Annotated in this window: 13 protein-coding genes; 2 read left to right on the top strand and 11 right to left on the bottom strand. The window is 44.2% G+C overall.

Going from position 1 to position 17,386, the window contains the following annotated elements; genetic code table 11:
- Positions 1–624: 624 nt before the first annotated feature.
- Complete coding sequence (locus FDP09_RS19675) at positions 625–3,498, bottom strand: PD-(D/E)XK nuclease family protein (protein WP_137404292.1); 2,874 nt, start codon at positions 3,496–3,498, stop codon at positions 625–627.
- 283 nt (positions 3,499–3,781) lie between these two features.
- On the bottom strand, positions 3,782–7,012 hold the full coding sequence (locus FDP09_RS19680; protein WP_137404293.1) for a UvrD-helicase domain-containing protein: 3,231 nt from the start codon (positions 7,010–7,012) through the stop codon (positions 3,782–3,784).
- Positions 7,013–7,230: 218 nt separating this feature from the next.
- On the opposite strand from FDP09_RS19680, the gene FDP09_RS19685 reads away from it, so the two are divergent.
- A complete protein-coding gene (locus tag FDP09_RS19685) occupies positions 7,231–8,001 on the top strand; it encodes a YdcF family protein (RefSeq protein WP_137404294.1) in 771 nt (256 codons plus the stop codon).
- Positions 8,002–8,037: 36 nt separating this feature from the next.
- Here FDP09_RS19685 and FDP09_RS19690 read toward each other — a convergent pair whose 3' ends face one another.
- The 5 genes from FDP09_RS19690 to FDP09_RS19710 form a co-directional block, all read right to left on the bottom strand.
- On the bottom strand, positions 8,038–8,499 hold the full coding sequence (locus FDP09_RS19690; RefSeq protein WP_137404295.1) for a CBS domain-containing protein: 462 nt from the start codon (positions 8,497–8,499) through the stop codon (positions 8,038–8,040).
- A gap of 128 nt (positions 8,500–8,627) precedes the next feature.
- Entirely contained in the window at positions 8,628–9,122 is a 495-nt protein-coding gene (locus FDP09_RS19695; RefSeq protein ID WP_137404296.1) for a hypothetical protein, read from the bottom strand.
- 10 nt (positions 9,123–9,132) lie between these two features.
- Positions 9,133–9,876 carry a copper homeostasis protein CutC gene (locus tag FDP09_RS19700; protein WP_137404297.1) on the bottom strand — a complete coding sequence of 248 codons (744 nt, stop codon included), beginning with the start codon at positions 9,874–9,876 and terminating at the stop codon, positions 9,133–9,135.
- Positions 9,877–9,879: 3 nt separating this feature from the next.
- Positions 9,880–10,863 (bottom strand): isoaspartyl peptidase/L-asparaginase family protein, encoded by a 984-nt coding sequence (locus FDP09_RS19705; RefSeq protein WP_137404298.1) that lies wholly within the window; start codon positions 10,861–10,863, stop codon positions 9,880–9,882.
- 266 nt (positions 10,864–11,129) lie between these two features.
- A complete protein-coding gene (locus tag FDP09_RS19710) occupies positions 11,130–12,932 on the bottom strand; it encodes a tetratricopeptide repeat protein (protein WP_229683481.1) in 1,803 nt (600 codons plus the stop codon).
- An 81-nt stretch (positions 12,933–13,013) separates the two neighbouring features.
- On the opposite strand from FDP09_RS19710, the gene FDP09_RS19715 reads away from it, so the two are divergent.
- A complete protein-coding gene (locus FDP09_RS19715; protein WP_137404300.1) occupies positions 13,014–13,232 on the top strand; it encodes a PspC domain-containing protein in 219 nt (72 codons plus the stop codon).
- Here the strand turns inward: FDP09_RS19715 and FDP09_RS19720 are convergent.
- The 4 genes from FDP09_RS19720 to FDP09_RS19735 all read right to left on the bottom strand — a co-directional run bounded on the left by FDP09_RS19720 (position 13,229) and on the right by FDP09_RS19735 (position 16,818).
- The gene (locus tag FDP09_RS19720; protein WP_137404301.1) at positions 13,229–14,236 is read right to left on the bottom strand and encodes a glycosyltransferase family 2 protein; all 1,008 of its coding nucleotides are present in this window, start codon (positions 14,234–14,236) and stop codon (positions 13,229–13,231) included. The two genes, FDP09_RS19715 and FDP09_RS19720, sit on opposite strands and share 4 nt — an antisense overlap.
- Positions 14,237–14,322: 86 nt before the next feature.
- Entirely contained in the window at positions 14,323–14,658 is a 336-nt protein-coding gene (locus FDP09_RS19725; RefSeq protein WP_015267802.1) for a YbaB/EbfC family nucleoid-associated protein, read from the bottom strand.
- 95 nt (positions 14,659–14,753) lie between these two features.
- Positions 14,754–16,127, bottom strand: coding sequence for a histidine--tRNA ligase (gene hisS / locus FDP09_RS19730; RefSeq protein WP_137404302.1), 1,374 nt, complete (start codon positions 16,125–16,127; stop codon positions 14,754–14,756).
- A gap of 481 nt (positions 16,128–16,608) precedes the next feature.
- Entirely contained in the window at positions 16,609–16,818 is a 210-nt protein-coding gene (locus tag FDP09_RS19735) for a hypothetical protein (RefSeq protein WP_137404303.1), read from the bottom strand.
- Positions 16,819–17,386 lie beyond the last annotated feature (568 nt).

The following is a 17,386-nucleotide window of genomic DNA, read 5'->3' on the forward strand; positions in this document are numbered from 1 at the left end:
TGAATTTTGACATGGTCTTATGAAAGAAAATTTCATATCATTAAAACGACGGGCTTCCTTCACCTGGAAATCGCTTTTACCCCATAAAGTTATTTAATTCAGGCAAAAAGCGTCAGACCGAGTGCTTGCCTGACCGACAGGCATGGAGTCGAGGTCCAACGTCTAGCCTTCGACTCCGCTCAGGCTGACATCTCTTTACTAACAGTTTAATAGCAATTTCCCTGGCCTCCTCCATCCGCTTGATTCGGTTTTTAGCACGAATTCATGGGGAATAGGGAGGGAATTCGACTAAAACCGAAAACATTGGATGGGCAATTTACCACGGGCTTTACCCATGGTTATGAACGTGTCGCCCCCCTGGGGCTAGCTTTCGAGCGTAATCTTTCAATGCTGGCCTAACATGTACTTGGTGCCTTTGTGACATTTTTATTTATCGGAGGTTTTTCCATTAAGAAAACTGTCGGCCCCAAACTTTTACGCTTGATACGGGAAAGCTTGACCAAAGTGGCATTGTCCCCCATGAACGAGCAAATGCTCTTTGGACGGAAATAGAAATTCTTTCATTAAGAAACTGACGGCTCACCTTTAGAAGCGCTACACTATTCTAACTTTCCGATCCCCCCTCTATCTGCCACAAATTTCCCTGTAGGGACAATATTCGCATTTCTTCAAGTCATCCGTCTGGTCAAAGGCAATGGCCTTATCAAATATTTCTGAGAGCATTGCTTTTAGGCTCGCTGTAAATTCTTGCTGATAATCCAAGTAGTTGTTCAGTTCTTCTCTCGGCCCTCTACCTTCTTTAAACTGTAGGTAAGGGTTAAAATCATCTTTGAAAACTTCCTTCAGGTTAAATATCGCCGGTTTGAGTGGAGCTTGGTTTTGGGGAAATTTGGCTTGGTACAGCAGGCCATAGATCAAGGTCTGCATGGCTGCTTTGTTTCTTTTGGAATCCTCACGATCAAATAGTGAAGAAATGGATGGAAAATCCTTGATATCCTGACCTGACTTATAGTCGATCAACCGCACTGCACCATTTTGTTTATCCACACGATCTATAATGCCCTTTAAAGCTACTGAATATTCCTCATTGTTTGCCTGGACTGGTATAGCAGTACGGTAGCTCAGATCTTTTTCAAGCGAAACCAGTTCAAAAGGTGCTCCCTTCTGATCCCATTTCAAGAGCTCTTCTATGTACTTCTGCATCACATCACGCACGATGGCCAGCTGGCCACTTAAGCGTGTATCAGCTTCCTCCTCAAGATGGTAGAATTCCCGGATTGCCTTTTCAATTGATGGCCCTATATATTTATTTAACTGGTCAAAATCCTCTTTTCGGACTACTCTTCGCTGCTTCCTTTCCATAAACCCCTTGTAAAGGTACTCTAAGCCATAGTGGGCCAGGTTACCAAACACCGAAGGACTCACCTCTTCCTCCACCTTATCCTTCTCGTTGATATTGGCCAAATAGCGAAAGTAGAACTTCAGCCGGCAGTCAAGCCAAATGCTCAAAGCCGACGGGGAAAATGCCGTCTCGGAAGTCCCATCCTCTATGACCAGGTATTTTCCCAACAACTGCATGATCTCGTCGGTTTTCGTGATGGTGATGGGTTCTCCTGGGTGGATATCCACCGGAACATACACCACTTCTTCGGCAATATCCATGTTCATCTCCATTGTCATCTGGCGTATATAACGGCTCATTTCACCTACTTTGCCCTGATCTGAAGCAGTGGAATAAATCATATGCACTTCCTCGGCACGATGGAGAAGCCGGTAAAACGTATAGGCGTAAATAGCGTCATTTTGCTCTTGAACAGGTAGCCCGAATGCCTTACGGATATTAAAGGGGATAAGTGAATTCAGGCCTCCTGAAGGTGGAAAACTACCCTCGTTCATATTGGCAATGATCACACGCTTAAAATCCAGGTTACGGGATTCCAGCACACCCATCACCTGTAACCCGGCTAGTGGCTCTCCTTCAAAAGGCAACCGCACTTCCCTAAAAACCTGCCTGAACAACCTGATAAAGAACTCCAGGTTTATGGAAATGGACTCCTGCTTTTGAAATATGTCCTTTAGTCGGGTCAGCTGCTTGTGACATTGGTAAAGGTAACTTCGCTGGAGTTGGTCACCTTCCAGCCGGTCTGCCAACATGAGCATAAGGGTTTCCAAATAGTTAAATAGCCCTGCCGTTTCCAGCTTTTGGAAAATCAACTCAAATAGTCCACCTCCGGACTGAAGCGTCGGCTGCGGAATATAAACTTGGTTTTTCCGTTGGATATTTTCCAACAGCTCTTCTACAAAATGCGCTCTCTCGCCCTTAAGATAGGTCGTAGAAAGCAACTCTTTTACCGCTTGGTGATAAAACGTCGTATTTCCCTCTTCTACCTTCACATAACGCTGAAGCTCTAAAACCGCTTCCAGAAATGCATATACCGGTGCATTCCGAACAGGGTACCCCATCGTGACATTCACCTTGTCCAAGTGGTCTGGGAGTTGGTTCATTACGGGAAACAGCAGTTGCTCATCAGGCAGGATGACCACCGTTTCCTCTAGAAGTTCGTCTTGGCCAATTCCCTCCAGCACTTTCCCTATTAAGTTTGCTTGGTTGATCTTTAATGGGGTTTGGTACACCTTGGTTTTTGAGCTGGCTTGCTGGATGTATTGTGGGACGGCCTTGGGAAAGGTAGGACCGAGCACTTTGTCTTTTTGATACTCCCGAAAGAAAAGCCCAGCCTCTTGCTGGTAATCTTCGAGATAAAAAGCATCCAAATCCCAATAGACCGAAGCCCCAAAGGCCGCTACAAAATGCTTGACCAATTTCTCCTCCGTTTTCGTGAAGGCATTAAACCCAACAAACGCATAATGCAACCCAGGACGCTCCAGTTGGGCTATATTCTCTGCCACTTCACGATAGAGCATGCCTGAGTAGGCATAACCCGAAACTTCGAGCTCCCGCTTAAACCGCTCATAAAGTGGCCCCAATAATTCCCAATAACGGATAAACTTATCCTTGTGGCCATTTTCACCCATCCTTCCTTCACGCTCAAATGATTTCCAGAATTGCTTTACCAATTCAATTTGGCTCTCACTCAAGTAACTCAAGTCCGTCTCTATTTCCTTGATTTCAGCGACCAACTTGTACAATTTGGTCGGATCCACCATAAATTGGTCAATGTCGTTAAAGTCCTTCAGGATCATTTCTCCCCAAAAGTAAAACCGATCAAAGGGCTCAGCATCCGCCTGCAATTCACGATAAACCCGGTAAAGTTCAAAAATCAACGTCAGCTGATCAGCCGGTTTGTTTTGTGCAAACTTGTAAAACAGCTCTTCCACGGTTATGACCGACGGCATCCACTGTGGTCGATCGATCAACTTGCCCAAATGCTGGATAAAAAACAATCCCGCCCTTCTATTGGGGAGTACCACGGCTATTTTGCTGAGGTCCTTATGTTTATTTAATAAATCAGATGCAGTATCTCTAAGAAAACTCTCCATTTATTGGTTACTGGTTACATGATTATTGATTATGAAACTGGATTTTACATAGGATTGATCCAATTTCCCTGACCACTAGTCACTGCTATTCCTTCTATCATTAAAGAAAATTCCCAAGCATTGACCCTCAGTCAATCGTTTTTGATTTTTATTATCAGAATAAACTCCCTGATTGCCCCCTTCGACATGCTCAGGGCAAAAACCAAGCACAACTAAGGGTGCCTGAACGAAGCCATAAGCCTCACCGGATACACACAAGCTTAGGTTTGACTTGACTCCAATGTCACACCTCAATGATCCTTCCTGTCTCGAGATAGCACAGAAACCCTTTGACCTGATAGTCTCCTAGTCCTGCTACCAGCTTCATGTACTCCCTCACCTGTCGTTGGTGCTTATCCAGCTCTTCACCGGTTTTAAAGTCTATCACTTCTGCCAGATTACCCTTGATGACAATCCTGTCCGGTCGCCTTTGCCGCCCTCCTGGCAGCAGCACTCCCTGTTCGGTCAGAATCCTTCCACTACCTTCAAACCAAGATCGAAATTGTTCTTTTCCAAATAGCTTCTTCAATTGGTCCCTGACGATTTCCTTCTCCTCACTGTCCAACCTTCCTTCAAAATAAAAGGACTGCAGCTGATCCATCGCCTCCTGCTGATTGGGTGACTTTTCCAGCAATTCATGAATCAATACCCCAAAGCTCCTCCTATGACGTTGCGCTAATCCTTCTTCGCTAAAGTCCACCGCATATTGCTTGACTTCCAGGAGTTCTCCCCACTTTCTATGGTTCCAGGTCAAAAGACCATCTTTTAATGGCTTCGTGTCTTGGGAGGTATCGGTTGATTCCGGCCATTCACCCCATTTAAAAACACTTGACTCTTGGTCAAAAAAACTCGATAAATCATGTTCCGCCGTTTTAAGCCCTCCCTGCTCCATTATTTCCAAGAGGTTTTTCTCAAGCGGATTGGACGAGGCCTTGCTCGAATTTTTTACAATTTTCTTCGGACTTAGGGTCCAAAGTACCTCCTCTGCCCTGGTAAGGGCCACATAGATCATGTTCAGGGTATCCAGGTAAGCCATGGTCACTTCTTCCAGGTGGATGGGCTTAAAGACCGAATTTGCCAATTCCTTCTTAAGGGTAAGCGGAATGATCGCTTCCACATCTTCCTCCATATCCCGGAAAGGAGACCAGATGATATTGTCCTTGGAAAAATCCACTATTCTCCACATCAGAAATGGCATCAAAACGACTTTGTATTGCAATCCTTTGGATTTGTGGATCGTTATGATAGGCATAGCATCATGCCCTTCGGGAATCTTCACTGTACGTTTATGGCTGTTCTCTTCCCACCAATGGAGAAATCCAGATAAGTCTGCGCGGTTATTGGCCACATAATCGTACACGGCTTCCTTGAAACCAGAAATATAGGCCAGCTCCGTCTGTAACTCATAAAATCCTAATAGTGCCACCAACTCTTCCAGCAATTCCATAAGGGGCAATTTGGCTATCCTGTCCGCTTCCGCTGCAAACGCTGCTATCTTCTCTGCCAACCAATCCGGCTTATCCCTCGTAGAAAAAACCTCATGGCTAATCGCTTGGCCATTCAGTGAGCTCCAGTAGAACCATAAGGTCTGAAAAGAGACGTGGTCTGTAGGATCTGCCAAGTAGTTTAAGGCAGCAATCAATGCCTTTACCGTGGCGGCCTTATCCAGAAACATAGATTCATCGGAAACCACATCAAAGCTGTAATCCAACTCAGGGTGTTCATGTCTATACGCCATCAGGGCATCAGCGATCATGGCTCCTTGATGCTTCTTCCTTACCAAAAAAGCAATATCCCTAGGTCGGTAGCCATGATCCTGCAACTCCATGATCATGGCAGGGAGTTTTTCCAAAACCATCTCGGTGTAGCCCAAATCCTCCTCTTCACCTGTATCTTCCAAAAACTCCATACGCACCATCCCTTGAAAATCCAGCTCATTTTTGGCTGCTGGAACCTTCTGCGCCACATCCTGATAGGCTTTGGTCAAAATGCCGGGACTTGGATGCCCTGTTTCCCGTTCAAAACTCCGTTCCAATTGCTCAGGCAATACACTGAAGAGGGTATTGTTAAAGGCTACGATCTGCGGAAGTGAACGGAAATTGGTGTCCAGCCCTTTCACTGCAATCCGCGAAGACCCAATGTCCTCTTCGACCTTCTCCAGCAATAGCTTCATATCCCCACCTCTCCAGCGGTAAATGGATTGCTTGACATCACCGACGACCAGATTGGTATGTTCATAGCTCAGGGAGTTTTCCAGCAGGGGCTTAAAACTGTCCCACTGGAAACCCGAGGTATCCTGAAATTCATCAATCAAAAAGTGCTTGTACTGGTTGCCCACTTTTTCGTAGATAAATGGCGCATCATTCTCCTTGGTGATTTCCTTCAGGAAGTCATTGGCATCGGAAATCATCAGGATATTTTCTTCATCCTTAAGGTCTCTGAGTTCCTCCAGAAGATTTCTGAAAATGCCATAGGCGTAAAAGTTCTTGTCGATTGCCTGGTAGGTCATCCATTCTTGGCGCAATGGCACAAATTGACGAAGAATATCTCCCAACCCGGCATGGTAAGCCGCCATAATGGCCTCTTTTTGTTTGCTTGTTTTGCTATACCATTTGGTTTCATCATCAATGGCCGCTTTTCTGCTTTCCGTTAATTCAGGTATCGGACTGATGTGCTCTCCCAACTTATCAAACAACAATGCAAATCCCCTTTTACCGCCGGAAAAATCTGTCCATTCCAATCCAAACTGTTGGCGAAGGGCATTGGCATCTGTTTTCATTTCTGCGGCCTTTTTATGCAAGGCCTGCTTTTTTGTGTTGAGGTAATTTCTGAATAGTTCCAGGTTCTTTTCGCTGGAAAGAAATTCCCTGATCAATTGCTGGTACTGCTTGAAATTTTCGGTAAAGATTTCCATTCCCAAGTCACGGATATTGCTTCTGATATCCCATGACTTACCTTCTTGAATCTTGGTCAAAGCATAATCCACCAGCCACTTGTGCAAATAGGAATCATCCAACACATGCTGCACCACCCTATCCACTACCCGTTCCAAGACGGCATCTTGATCCATGGCCACATCAAATTTTGCCTGCAGATCAATTTCCCTAGCAAAAGCCCTGACTACTTTTTGGAAAAAACTGTCAATCGTGGACACCGAAAAATTGGCATAATCGTGTAAAATTGCCGTAAGCACCCTGCTTGCCTGGGTCTTCAGTCCCGCTTCATCCAGTCCTAAATGTTCCATCAACTGCTGGTCAAGATATTCATCAGGACGTATTTCGTTCTTAAGCCTACCGAGCACCTCCAATATCCGTCCCTTCATTTCTTGGGTGGCCTTGTTGGTAAAAGTAACCGCTAATATCCCCCTAAAGGCCAATGGATGGGCCAAAGCCAGTTTAAGGTACTCCAAGGTAAGGGTGTAAGTCTTTCCAGAGCCGGCAGATGATTTATAGATAATAAAGGGCTTTGCTTCCATGGTCTATAATTTAGGCAAAACAAGGGGAATTTTAAGGATATAAAAAACCTTTGACATTAACTGTCGCAATTTTCAGTAAAATACCAGCACTATCCCCCTCCATCATAGCAAGCAGTGCATGTAGATGGATATTTGAAAATAGTGAAACTGGATCATTCCCTAATTGCTGAAGTATGCCTACCTTCGCCACAAAACTTCAATTTTAAATTCAGCATCGGATGTTCTTCTACCTAGCGCAGTTCCTTACCTTTCTTGCCATGCCGCTTACCATTCTGATCATTATTCTGATCCTGGCGTTAATATATCACCAGAAAAACCATGGAAAGCTATTTGGAACAATAGGCGTGGTGCTACTGCTATTTTTCTCCAATACGTTTATTGCTAACACTGCCATGTTTTTATGGGAACCGGCTTACAAGCCTATTGCCGCCCTTCCCTCCTATGAATTTGGCATTGTGCTGACAGGCGTGACCAATCTGGATAAAACCGCCTATGACCGTACCTTTTTCAATAAAGGAGCAGATAGGGCAACCCAAGCGGTTCAATTGTATAAAATGAACAAGATAAAGAAGATATTGATCACGGGTGGCCAGGGCCTAAACCCCACCAACTCCAATACCGAAGCAAAATTGCTGGCCGACTTTATGGAAATTGCAGGAGTGCCTGAAGAGGACATTATCATAGAAAACCAAGCTGTCAATACCCGTCAGAATGCACTTTTTACTAAACAAAAGCTTACACTACTAAATATTGACCCAGAGTCAATTCAATTATTGATCACCTCTGCCTTCCATATGAAGCGGGCCAAGGCCTGCTTTGACAAAGCCGGAGTTCCAACCGACACTTTTCCCGTGGATTACTACGCTTCCGACATCAAAGCAGACTTTAAAAGCCTCGTCATGCCTTCACCTAATGGATTGGTTATTTGGCACAAATTATTTAAAGAGTGGATAGGGCTTACGGTTTATAGGCTGGTCGGTTATATATAAAAATAAAGTAGAAGTAGTAAATTTCCTTTCACCCGTTTACCACGTCGATGATTTGAGGCGTGGCATAGCCCTGATAATATCACTTAAACTTATCTGCCCTAATAGTCTGCCATCCTTAAGCACTGGAAAACGCCTGATTTTCAATTCCAAAAATCGGTGGGCAGCATCAAAAATCGTCAGTTCTGGATCCATGGTGATGACATCTTTGGTCATATGCTCATGCACTCGGCCTGCCATTCTGGGGGTGTTGTTATATTTTCCGCGGATAATCTCTTTAAGGCAATCCACCTCGGAAATTATGCCTACGAGGTTTTGGCCATCGTCCAATACCGGTGCTCCTGAAATCCGCTTCTGTGTCAATATTTGGACGACATGGTCAATGGTGTCCTCCGGATGGAATGTGGTGAGGTTGGTAGTCATGTGATCTGACACCAAAATAGGTTGGGACGCGCTCGTACTGGGCTCAGCCAAGCGAACACCTTGAAAACTTTTTACCATAATTATTTCGGGTTTAAATGAGTTATGAGCTGAATAATATACCTAAATAAGAAGACAATTACAAAATATATTTTAGATACAAGTAAAAAAACCGGTATAAACCTTCAAAAAATATCAAATAAACCCAATTATCCTCCCCCTTCGCAATTGATGCGTAAAAGCTGAATGCCCTGTCCAAACTCCAGCTCATTGGGCGTCTCAAACCGAAATACACCATCTTCTTCCTTCACGGGACCATACCCTTCCAAGACCAGATTATCCCTAAACAGAAAAGCCACTTCGCGCTTGGATCTTTTTCCTTCAGCAGCAAAACTGTATTCTGCAATTAAAGTATCACCTGACATTTCACCTTCAAAAGACCCCGAATTGAGGTCCTTTTCAAATAGTTTATAAACGAGCACTCCCTTTACCTTCCCATCAGCTTTTTGGTCAATCTGGAGACGAACGGTATCTTTTTCCCCCAGATAGGCAAAGCAAATGTTTTCCACTTTTGGATCCGAAGCAGACTGGTCACGGACATTGTCATGGAAATTATCCGTATTGCTCCCATTTCTTTGACCACAAGCCATAAGTACCAAGAGAAAAAAATGGATAGGATTAATTTTTTTGTGCTGTATCATCATTGTAGGGAATTTAATTACCCAGCACCTGCAAAAACCTTTCCACCTCTTCTTTACTGATGGTCAAAACTTTTTCTTGATGCTCTGGTACCGCGCTTAAGGCCAAGTTTTCATTCCAATACTCACTGGAAGAAGCTCTCCATGCTTTACAGCTGGCGTGAACTTCCCTCAAATTGCCCGTAGCGGAAAGGTCCTCGACCAACTCGGCTTTCATACCTCCACCAGGCATGATATTGATCCTGTTTCCGGCTTTATAAAGCAAACGCTTGATCACATCAAGTCCTTCTGTAACCGTATTTTTTCCTCCCGAAGTAAGGATTCTCCTGAATCCGCATTCTATCACCGCCTCCAAGGACTTTTCGAAGTTTCTACTTGCGTCAAATGCTCTGTGGAAGGTACACGGCATACCTCCTGCTGCGTCTATCAGTTGCTCACAGGCACCGATATTGACTTCGCCTTGGGGCGTAAGGACACCGAAGACAAATCCATCAGCACCATATTTTTTAAGAATCCGAATATCTTCATGCATCGCCTGCAGTTCGTCATTGGTGTAAACAAAATCCCCACCCCTCGGGCGGATCATCACGAACACCGGGATATCGACTTTACTTTTGATATGCTTAAGGGTTCCTGCGGAAGGTGTCTCACCACCTTCCAAGAAATCGGCACACAGCTCCAACCTGTCGATTCCATATTCGGAAGCTTTGATGGCCGCTTCGACCGTAAACACCGGAGCTTCTAGTAGAATCTTTGTCATATTCTAAAATTTACTTTTTGAGTCCACCAAGGCTTTGCCGTCCTGATGATGCATGGCATAATTAAACCCGGGATGTACCGCATATGCACCATGCTCTCCATCCTTATTGACAGCAAGAAATCCTGCTTGAATACCATCGATTCCCTTATTTTTGCTGATCAATCTCCTCACTGCTTCTTCACAAGCTTCCTGAGGGCTCCTGCCCTGTCGCATCAACTCTACGATAAGAAAACTGCCACAGATCTTGATAATGGATTCCCCTAGCCCTGTGGCCGTAGCGGCTCCTACTTCATTGTCCACATAAAGCCCCGCACCGATGATCGGGCTATCGCCGACCCTACCGTGCATCTTATATGCCAAACCGCTGGTCGTACACGATCCTGCCAAATTACCGTTCTCATCCAAACCGATCATACCGATGGTATCGTGGTTTTCAATATTGATGACCGGTTTGTACTCGGATTTAAGCTTCCACTTCTCGTATGCCTTTTCTGCTGCTGGACTTAATTTCTCCTCCTCAATGGGAAAGCCTTCCTGAATGGCAAACTGTCTTGCCCCTTCGCCAGCCAACATCACATGCGGTGTATCCTCCATTACTTTTCTGGCAAGGGAAATCGGGTGCTTCACCTGACGGACAAAGCAAACTGATCCGCATGATCCGTCCCCTTTCATGATAGATGCATCTAAGGTCACGATCCCCTCCCTGTCTGGAAGGCCTTGAAGCCCTACGGAAAGGTTCTTCAGGTCGTTTTCAGTTACCATGACTCCCTGCTCCACTGCATCCACAATATCTCCTGACTGGCCCAATACTTCCCAGGCTTTGTCGTTGGCAGCCATGCCATGGTTCCAGGTGGAAAGGATAAGCGGTTTATGTGTCTCTCCCCTTTTTCTCTCGGTATGGCCAGCCAAGGCACCAGACATGGAACCTGGCAATATTAGGGCTGAGGACAATAGGGTGTTTTTGAGAAATTTTCTTCTATCTGACATTATACGTTCATTTTTGGCATTGGTATCTATTCCGAAAAATAATCAATTTTAAAGAAAAATAACATCTCCACAGCTCAAATAATCTATTTTTTCAATAAACTTACCCGATAAAAATATAAATTTCAAAAAAGTAAAAAAGGCCATCCTATAATGTCCATATCACTGTAGGCTACATCTTTCCATTACTTATGAAAGAAATTCCTCAGGATCCGATCCGTACGAAACATTATAAAACAGCCTCTCCTGTAGCCGCCTACTATTTTGCGCTATTTAATCGCCTCAATATACGCTTGTTCTTCAAAATAATCCCTGAACTCCAGATCGGTAGCTGCCCTAAGTTTCAGGTAAGGGCTCCGCTGGACTGCCTTCTTAAGGTTTTCATAAAGCCGCTCTTCATCGCTGTTCTGGCTAGCCACCAATGCCAATCCATAAAAGGCATATCCAAATTCCATATTGCTCAGCGCACTTTCCTCAAAGGCGATGGCCGCTTGTCCATACTCTTCTGCCAAAAAATAAGCTAAGCCCTTATTAAACATGTTGGTGGCCGTTTCAGGAGCCTTGTCCAACCTCAAGGTGGCCAGTTTATAATCTCCTCTGATGATATCCAGGGCCCCCCGCTTACCTTCATTGAAACGCTGGAATTCAGGGTTGTCTTTTGCAAGCGCATTGGCTTTGGATATTTCCAGGTAAGCTGCTCCGTAATCACCCCACATAAGGTAAGCCTGCCCCATGTTGTGCCTGGCCTGTGGACTTTCATTGATTTCATTGGACATTCTGAAAAGCCTCATGGCCTGGTTGACTTTATTGTTTTTGTCACTGATCTTGATCATGCGATGGGCCTGGTTAAGGTAAACCACACCAAGGTTATTATAGGCCAATGCCGAGCCGTGTTTTTTAAGCATGGCCTCATAGATTAGCTGCTTGTCCTTCAGTCCTGGGTTAAATGTGGCAGCTCTTGCCAGTTCTGCTTCCGTAAGCTCATCTCCAGTAGCAGTGCCATTGATGTACATATTCGCCATGGCAGAGATTTCAGGATCACTCCTTCTGTCTTGTGCCATCATCACCATGACTTTTGCCAGCTGCATTTCACCGAATTTTTCCTTTGAGAACCTATTATAAGAAGGGATTTCCTTTAATTGCTCCACCTTACTTTCATACGTATCATCGGCGTAAATCACATCGAAGTACTTGTCCCGCTCCTTCATGTCTATTCCTTCGAATGTCCTCAACAAATGCCTGAACAGCAACCAATCAGGCTCTTTTCGCTGCAACACAATGTCTATACTTTCCACATCGCCCTCATACCCCATTTTTTTCAGTTGTACCCTGACTTGCTGTTCCGCTACTTGTGCCCTGGTAGCAGCCAAGCTGTTGTAGTCACCTTCATCTGGTGACGCCATTCCCAACACAATGATCCTATTGATTTCCTCTCCTTTTTCCACCAGAGACTTCAGTTCACCCACAAAATCTTCATTGAACGATGACGGATTGGCCTGGGCGGCGTTTTTTGAAAAATAGTAATTCAGCTCATGAGCCGCCATGTTCATAAAATCATCGTCATAACTCATATAAGCTCCCACTTCGGGGATATTTTCACCGGGAGCAAATTGTCCTACCCTAGCCAAATTCACTGTACTGATGATGCCAGTGGCCAGGGTCATGTAGGGAGTAGTAAACGCTTTACCGGTCTCCACTTCCTCCATCAGCCCCTTTATCCTGAGTTCTCCCCTGTCCATGCCTTCCATATACGGAAAAGACATGTTGCGGATAATTTCCACTGCCTGCCCCGGCCCGGCCAGATCACTTTCATCAACTTTGATCTCTTCCAGTGGAAGTGCTCCCTCTCCATATTGGTACTCCGGCAGCAGGGTGTAATTATTTTCTTCGGATACCAGACCTGCCGGTATGGTGGCACGTAATTTGAAACGAACCGAATCGTTGTGCAGTACCAATGGATCTTTATCTACCTTTACTATGGGCAATCCAGCCTTGTCAAAAAGAGATTGTGTACTACATGACACCCAAAACACTGAAAAGCAAACCATTAAAATCTTAAACGAGTATTTCATAAACTGTTTAGGCTTAGAGCGGTTTATTAGAATATTCATTATATTTATATTACTTTTAGACAATATTTAAAATCCTAGATGATGGAAAAACTGAAAATATTCTTCGAAGACAGAGCATTTGGAGTTTGTTCTAAATTGGGTGAAAAACTCAACTTCCCTATTGACGGAATCCGTCTGTTCTTTATCTACACTTCTTTTATTACGCTTGGCTCTCCTATCATTGTTTATGTGACCATGGCCATGTTGATGAAAGTGAGGAAATTTTTCAGAAAGAGTAATAATCCTGTGCTTTTCGATTAAAGGTCCGGGTATTTTCGCCTGCCCATTACATAGTAGGAAAGTACAATGGAAGCAACTTCCTTACTAGCTTTCTGGATAGGCAATTTTAATGCCAAAGCCCCTCGCTTATCAGCCCTGTTCTTCATTTTAAAAAAATCACGATATGCTTTCATCACTTGACCTGCATGCTTACTTTTTCCTGAAAGCACAAACTGCAAGGCTGCCGCGGCATCCAATAGTACCCTGAACACCATTATCTTGAGGAAGCCACCCCTGGTTAAGTTCCTGTTGAGCATCAAAAGATTATTTCGGAAATTCAAGTAAGTCTTGAATGGGCTCGTCCGGGATAGCGTACCGCCGCCCACATGATAAACCTGCACCTTTCCTAGATAGCCCGACTTCCAACCCTTTCTGGCCATCCGCCAGCACAGGTCTATTTCCTCCATATGGGCAAAAAAATCGGCTTCAAAGCCCCCCAAGTCGTGATACACATCGGCCCTGACGCCATAGCAGGCTCCAGACACCCAGTCCACCTCCACCTCATCATCGTACTGCCCGTGGTCCTCCTCCAAAATCCCGAGCACCCTCCCCCTGCAATAAGGATATCCCAATCGGTCTATATATCCTCCTCCGGCACCGGCATAATCAAAAATGGATTTATCTTGTTGCGATAGGATTTTGGGCTGGACAGCAGCAAAGTCTCCATGCGACCGGAGCCAATCGATCAGCTGAACGTCCCACTTTTCGCTGACCTCTACATCGGAATTCAATAATATATAATAATGATACTGTCCTTTGAGTTGTTCGAGCACCTCATTATAGCCCTGGCTGAAGCCATGGTTTTGGGATAGGCTTATGAGTTTTACCGCCGAAAAATGTGTTTTCATCAAGGCCACTGAACCGTCGTTGCTATTATTGTCTGCGACGATTACATCAAAAAAACTGTTGGCCAAAATATTGGGAAGGAAACGGCGTAGCATTCCTTCCCCATTATAATTCAGTATGACAATGGCCGCTTCTTTCATGTGCTATTTTTGATCCTTTATGGCCACATATATTTTCGCCGGATCTATTAGCATTCTTCTGCTTGTCAAATTTGCCATGTCCGATTTCATCCAAACATGCTGCCCATGTCCATCCCCGGAATATTGGGCATCATTCCTTCAGTAGCTTTCTGCATCTCTTCTTTGATGATCTTATCCATTTTTTCATAGGCCTTGTTGGCTGCCGCTACGATCAGGTCTTTCAGCATGTCCTTGTCATCAGGGGTCATCAGGCTCTCATCGATAGCGATGTCCACCATTTGTCTGTGGCCATTGACGATTACCTTCACCATCCCTGCTCCTGCCTCTGCTTCCGCCGTAAGGTGAACCAGCTCGGCCTGCTTTTCTTTGATTTTGGCCTGGGCTTCTTTCACCTTGTTCATGATATTCATAAAATCAAACATAAATTTCGCGCTTTTTTGAATTCCAAATATAAATGATTTATAGGACAATCAGTCGTTCCTGCACTTGGTACGGCACTTCCTTTGAAAACGAACGTCTAGCTCGCTTTGATAATTCCAATGGCCTCCTCCAAGGTATGCATTTCCTGTTCCCCTGTCTTTAGGTTTTTTAAGGCTACCTTGTGCTCCGCGATTTCATTGTCCCCTATCATCATCACATAAGGGATTTGCTTCTTGTCCGCATAGTTAAATTGCTTTTTGACTTTGGACAGGTCTGGATATATCTCCGCTGACAAACCGGCTTTTCTCAGGCTGTTCAGCACTTTCAGTCCGTAATCCCTGCCCTTCTCATCAAAATAACCAATCATCACTGAGGTGGAATGCATATCATCCGCTGGAAAAAGCCCAAGCTCGTCAAGCACATCATAAATCCGGTCCACTCCAAAAGAAAATCCAACACCGGATACCCCTTCAAGCCCAAATACCCCAGTAAGGTTATCATACCTGCCTCCTCCACTTACAGAGCCGATGGAAACATGGTTTACTTTTACTTCAAATATCGCTCCTGTATAATAGGACAATCCCCGCGCAAGGACCACGTCAAAATCCACATGATCTTGGTTTTCACCAAACTCCGCCAACAGGGTAAAGACTTCTTCCAACTCCGAAACACCTTTAAGTCCCTCTTCACTGTCCGCCAAAAACTCCTTCAGATAGGCCAATTTCTCATTATTACTTCCCTTCAAATCAATGATGGGCGTAAGCTTTTGGATCGCCTCTCCTTCAAAGCCTCGCTGTGACAGTTCTTCTTGTACTTTTTCCCAGCCTATTTTGTCCAGCTTATCTATGGCCACACACAATTCTCCTTCTTTGCCCGGTTCTCCGATCACCGATGATATTCCGGTAAGTATCTTACGATTATTGATCTTAATGTCATAATCTTTCAAATCCAATGCCGCAAACACCCGCCTGATCATCAATAGAATTTCCGTTTCACATATTAGGCTATCGGTACCTACCACATCAGCATCACACTGGTAAAACTCCCGGTATCTTCCCTTCTGAGGCCTGTCTGCCCGCCAAACCGGCTGGATCTGGTAGCGCTTGAACGGAAAGGTAATATCGTTTCTGTTCATCACAACATAGCGCGCAAAAGGCACCGTCAGATCATAACGTAAGCCCTTTTCGGCCACTCTCGGCAAAACGTGGGCAGCACCTTTTCCCAAATCCTCTTCCTTGACTTTTTTCAGGAAATCTCCACTGTTGAGGATTTTAAACAACAACTGGTCCCCTTCATCACCATATTTACCGGTCAGCACCGATAAGTTTTCCATGGAAGGTGTCTCCAACTGCTGATAGCCATAAAGACGGAAAGTAGCTTTTATGGTGTCCAGGATATAGTTTCTTCGGGCCATTTGCGCTGGACCAAAATCCCGGGTCCCTTTAGGTAAAGATGGTTTTTGGATGCTCATGAATGCTAAATTTTGCCCAAAGGTAAAAAATATGATCGATTAAGTGAAGGTTTTCACCAATGCCATAAAATTAAACACAACTCCCGGGTACCGTGGAGGCTACTAAGTGTTTCTATTCACGGAGACGGTTGGCTAAAATCAAGCGAAAAATGGGACTATGGCTGGCTCTGACAGAACGCTGATGAAGCATATTAATAATATGTGTGCTGATTTTCACCTTAAACATTGGCAAAATTCATCCCCCAGAGATCTTAGCTGATCCAACCTTCATTGCCATGAGCAAGGCACCCGAATAACATTAAAACGATACTAGCCACAGATAAAATGGATGAACACAGGTTTGCAATGGTGTCAGCATACGGCCTATACCATATCATAACAAAAAGACCATGGCGCCTTGTCCATGGTCTTTTTGAATACGCTTCAATTTGTTACATGTAAATTTTCCTCAAATTCCAGTCTGCTTTACTTTTTCTTAACATCATAACAATAGTGCACTTCGAATACCTTCTGCCAGCTTTTTGCCAATAGAATGTTCCGCAGGTTCTGAAGCCTCTGTTTCTATAGAGGTCACAGCTGTTTTCCGTCTGATGATTTCCCATACATTATCCTTTGCCTCTCTTTCACTTCCCGCCTCAGTATGAATTTGAAACTCTACATCATTAATCTCAATTTTTATTAGATATTTCATAACTACATTTATTTAAGCAGTTTAAAACCAAACAATTCACATTACTATTACACTTGCGTGCCACCCGCCTCTACTAAGGCTCAAATCATCATTAAAAAATAATAAAATGCATTTCACACTGTATTATTTGTATTTCGTAAATATAATGAAATTAATTTGAATGCAACTATTTTTCTCAGAAACTATCTTTCCCATCCTTATATAATACGTAAACCTGCTATCCTCTAGATTCAATCGGAACAATTATAAAAGACCAAAAATGGTACCAAACACCTATTTCCATATAAATAAACAACACACATTCGTGTATTTATGTTCTATATGAAACAATGAAAAAACTGAAAACCACAAAAATAGCGCTTTGGACAGGCCAATAGCAATTGCCATTTTGAAACCGCGACAATCTTTGCATAGGATCGCTGTCATCCAATCCAATGGCCCTTTACCCCGGTCTATGCTACTGACCATGTAGGGAACCCTGGTATTGGCAAAAGGGCAAAGAAAAGGCCCAAGGAAACTACAAATTATACTCCCTCTTAAAGTTCATCCCATCGTGAGGAGTCGTATC

It is taken from the genome of Echinicola rosea, assembly GCF_005281475.1.
In the GTDB taxonomy this organism is placed as follows: Bacteria; Bacteroidota; Bacteroidia; order Cytophagales; family Cyclobacteriaceae; genus Echinicola; species Echinicola rosea.

Excerpts from the sequence above, each read along its gene's own strand:
- hisS (WP_137404302.1), bottom strand. The coding sequence starts at position 16,127 with ATGAGCATCCAAAAACCATCTTTACCTAAAGGGACCCGGGATTTTGGT.
- FDP09_RS19735 (WP_137404303.1), bottom strand. The coding sequence starts at position 16,818 with ATGAAATATCTAATAAAAATTGAGATTAATGATGTAGAGTTTCAAATT.
- FDP09_RS19725 (WP_015267802.1), bottom strand. The coding sequence starts at position 14,658 with ATGTTTGATTTTATGAATATCATGAACAAGGTGAAAGAAGCCCAGGCC.
- FDP09_RS19720 (WP_137404301.1), bottom strand. The coding sequence starts at position 14,236 with ATGAAAGAAGCGGCCATTGTCATACTGAATTATAATGGGGAAGGAATG.
- FDP09_RS19705 (WP_137404298.1), bottom strand. The coding sequence starts at position 10,863 with ATGTCAGATAGAAGAAAATTTCTCAAAAACACCCTATTGTCCTCAGCC.
- FDP09_RS19675 (WP_137404292.1), bottom strand. The coding sequence starts at position 3,498 with ATGGAGAGTTTTCTTAGAGATACTGCATCTGATTTATTAAATAAACAT.
- FDP09_RS19695 (WP_137404296.1), bottom strand. The coding sequence starts at position 9,122 with ATGATGATACAGCACAAAAAAATTAATCCTATCCATTTTTTTCTCTTG.
- FDP09_RS19715 (WP_137404300.1), top strand. The coding sequence starts at position 13,014 with ATGGAAAAACTGAAAATATTCTTCGAAGACAGAGCATTTGGAGTTTGT.
- FDP09_RS19690 (WP_137404295.1), bottom strand. The coding sequence starts at position 8,499 with ATGGTAAAAAGTTTTCAAGGTGTTCGCTTGGCTGAGCCCAGTACGAGC.
- FDP09_RS19700 (WP_137404297.1), bottom strand. The coding sequence starts at position 9,876 with ATGACAAAGATTCTACTAGAAGCTCCGGTGTTTACGGTCGAAGCGGCC.
- FDP09_RS19710 (WP_229683481.1), bottom strand. The coding sequence starts at position 12,932 with ATGAAATACTCGTTTAAGATTTTAATGGTTTGCTTTTCAGTGTTTTGG.
- FDP09_RS19680 (WP_137404293.1), bottom strand. The coding sequence starts at position 7,012 with ATGGAAGCAAAGCCCTTTATTATCTATAAATCATCTGCCGGCTCTGGA.
- FDP09_RS19685 (WP_137404294.1), top strand. The coding sequence starts at position 7,231 with ATGTTCTTCTACCTAGCGCAGTTCCTTACCTTTCTTGCCATGCCGCTT.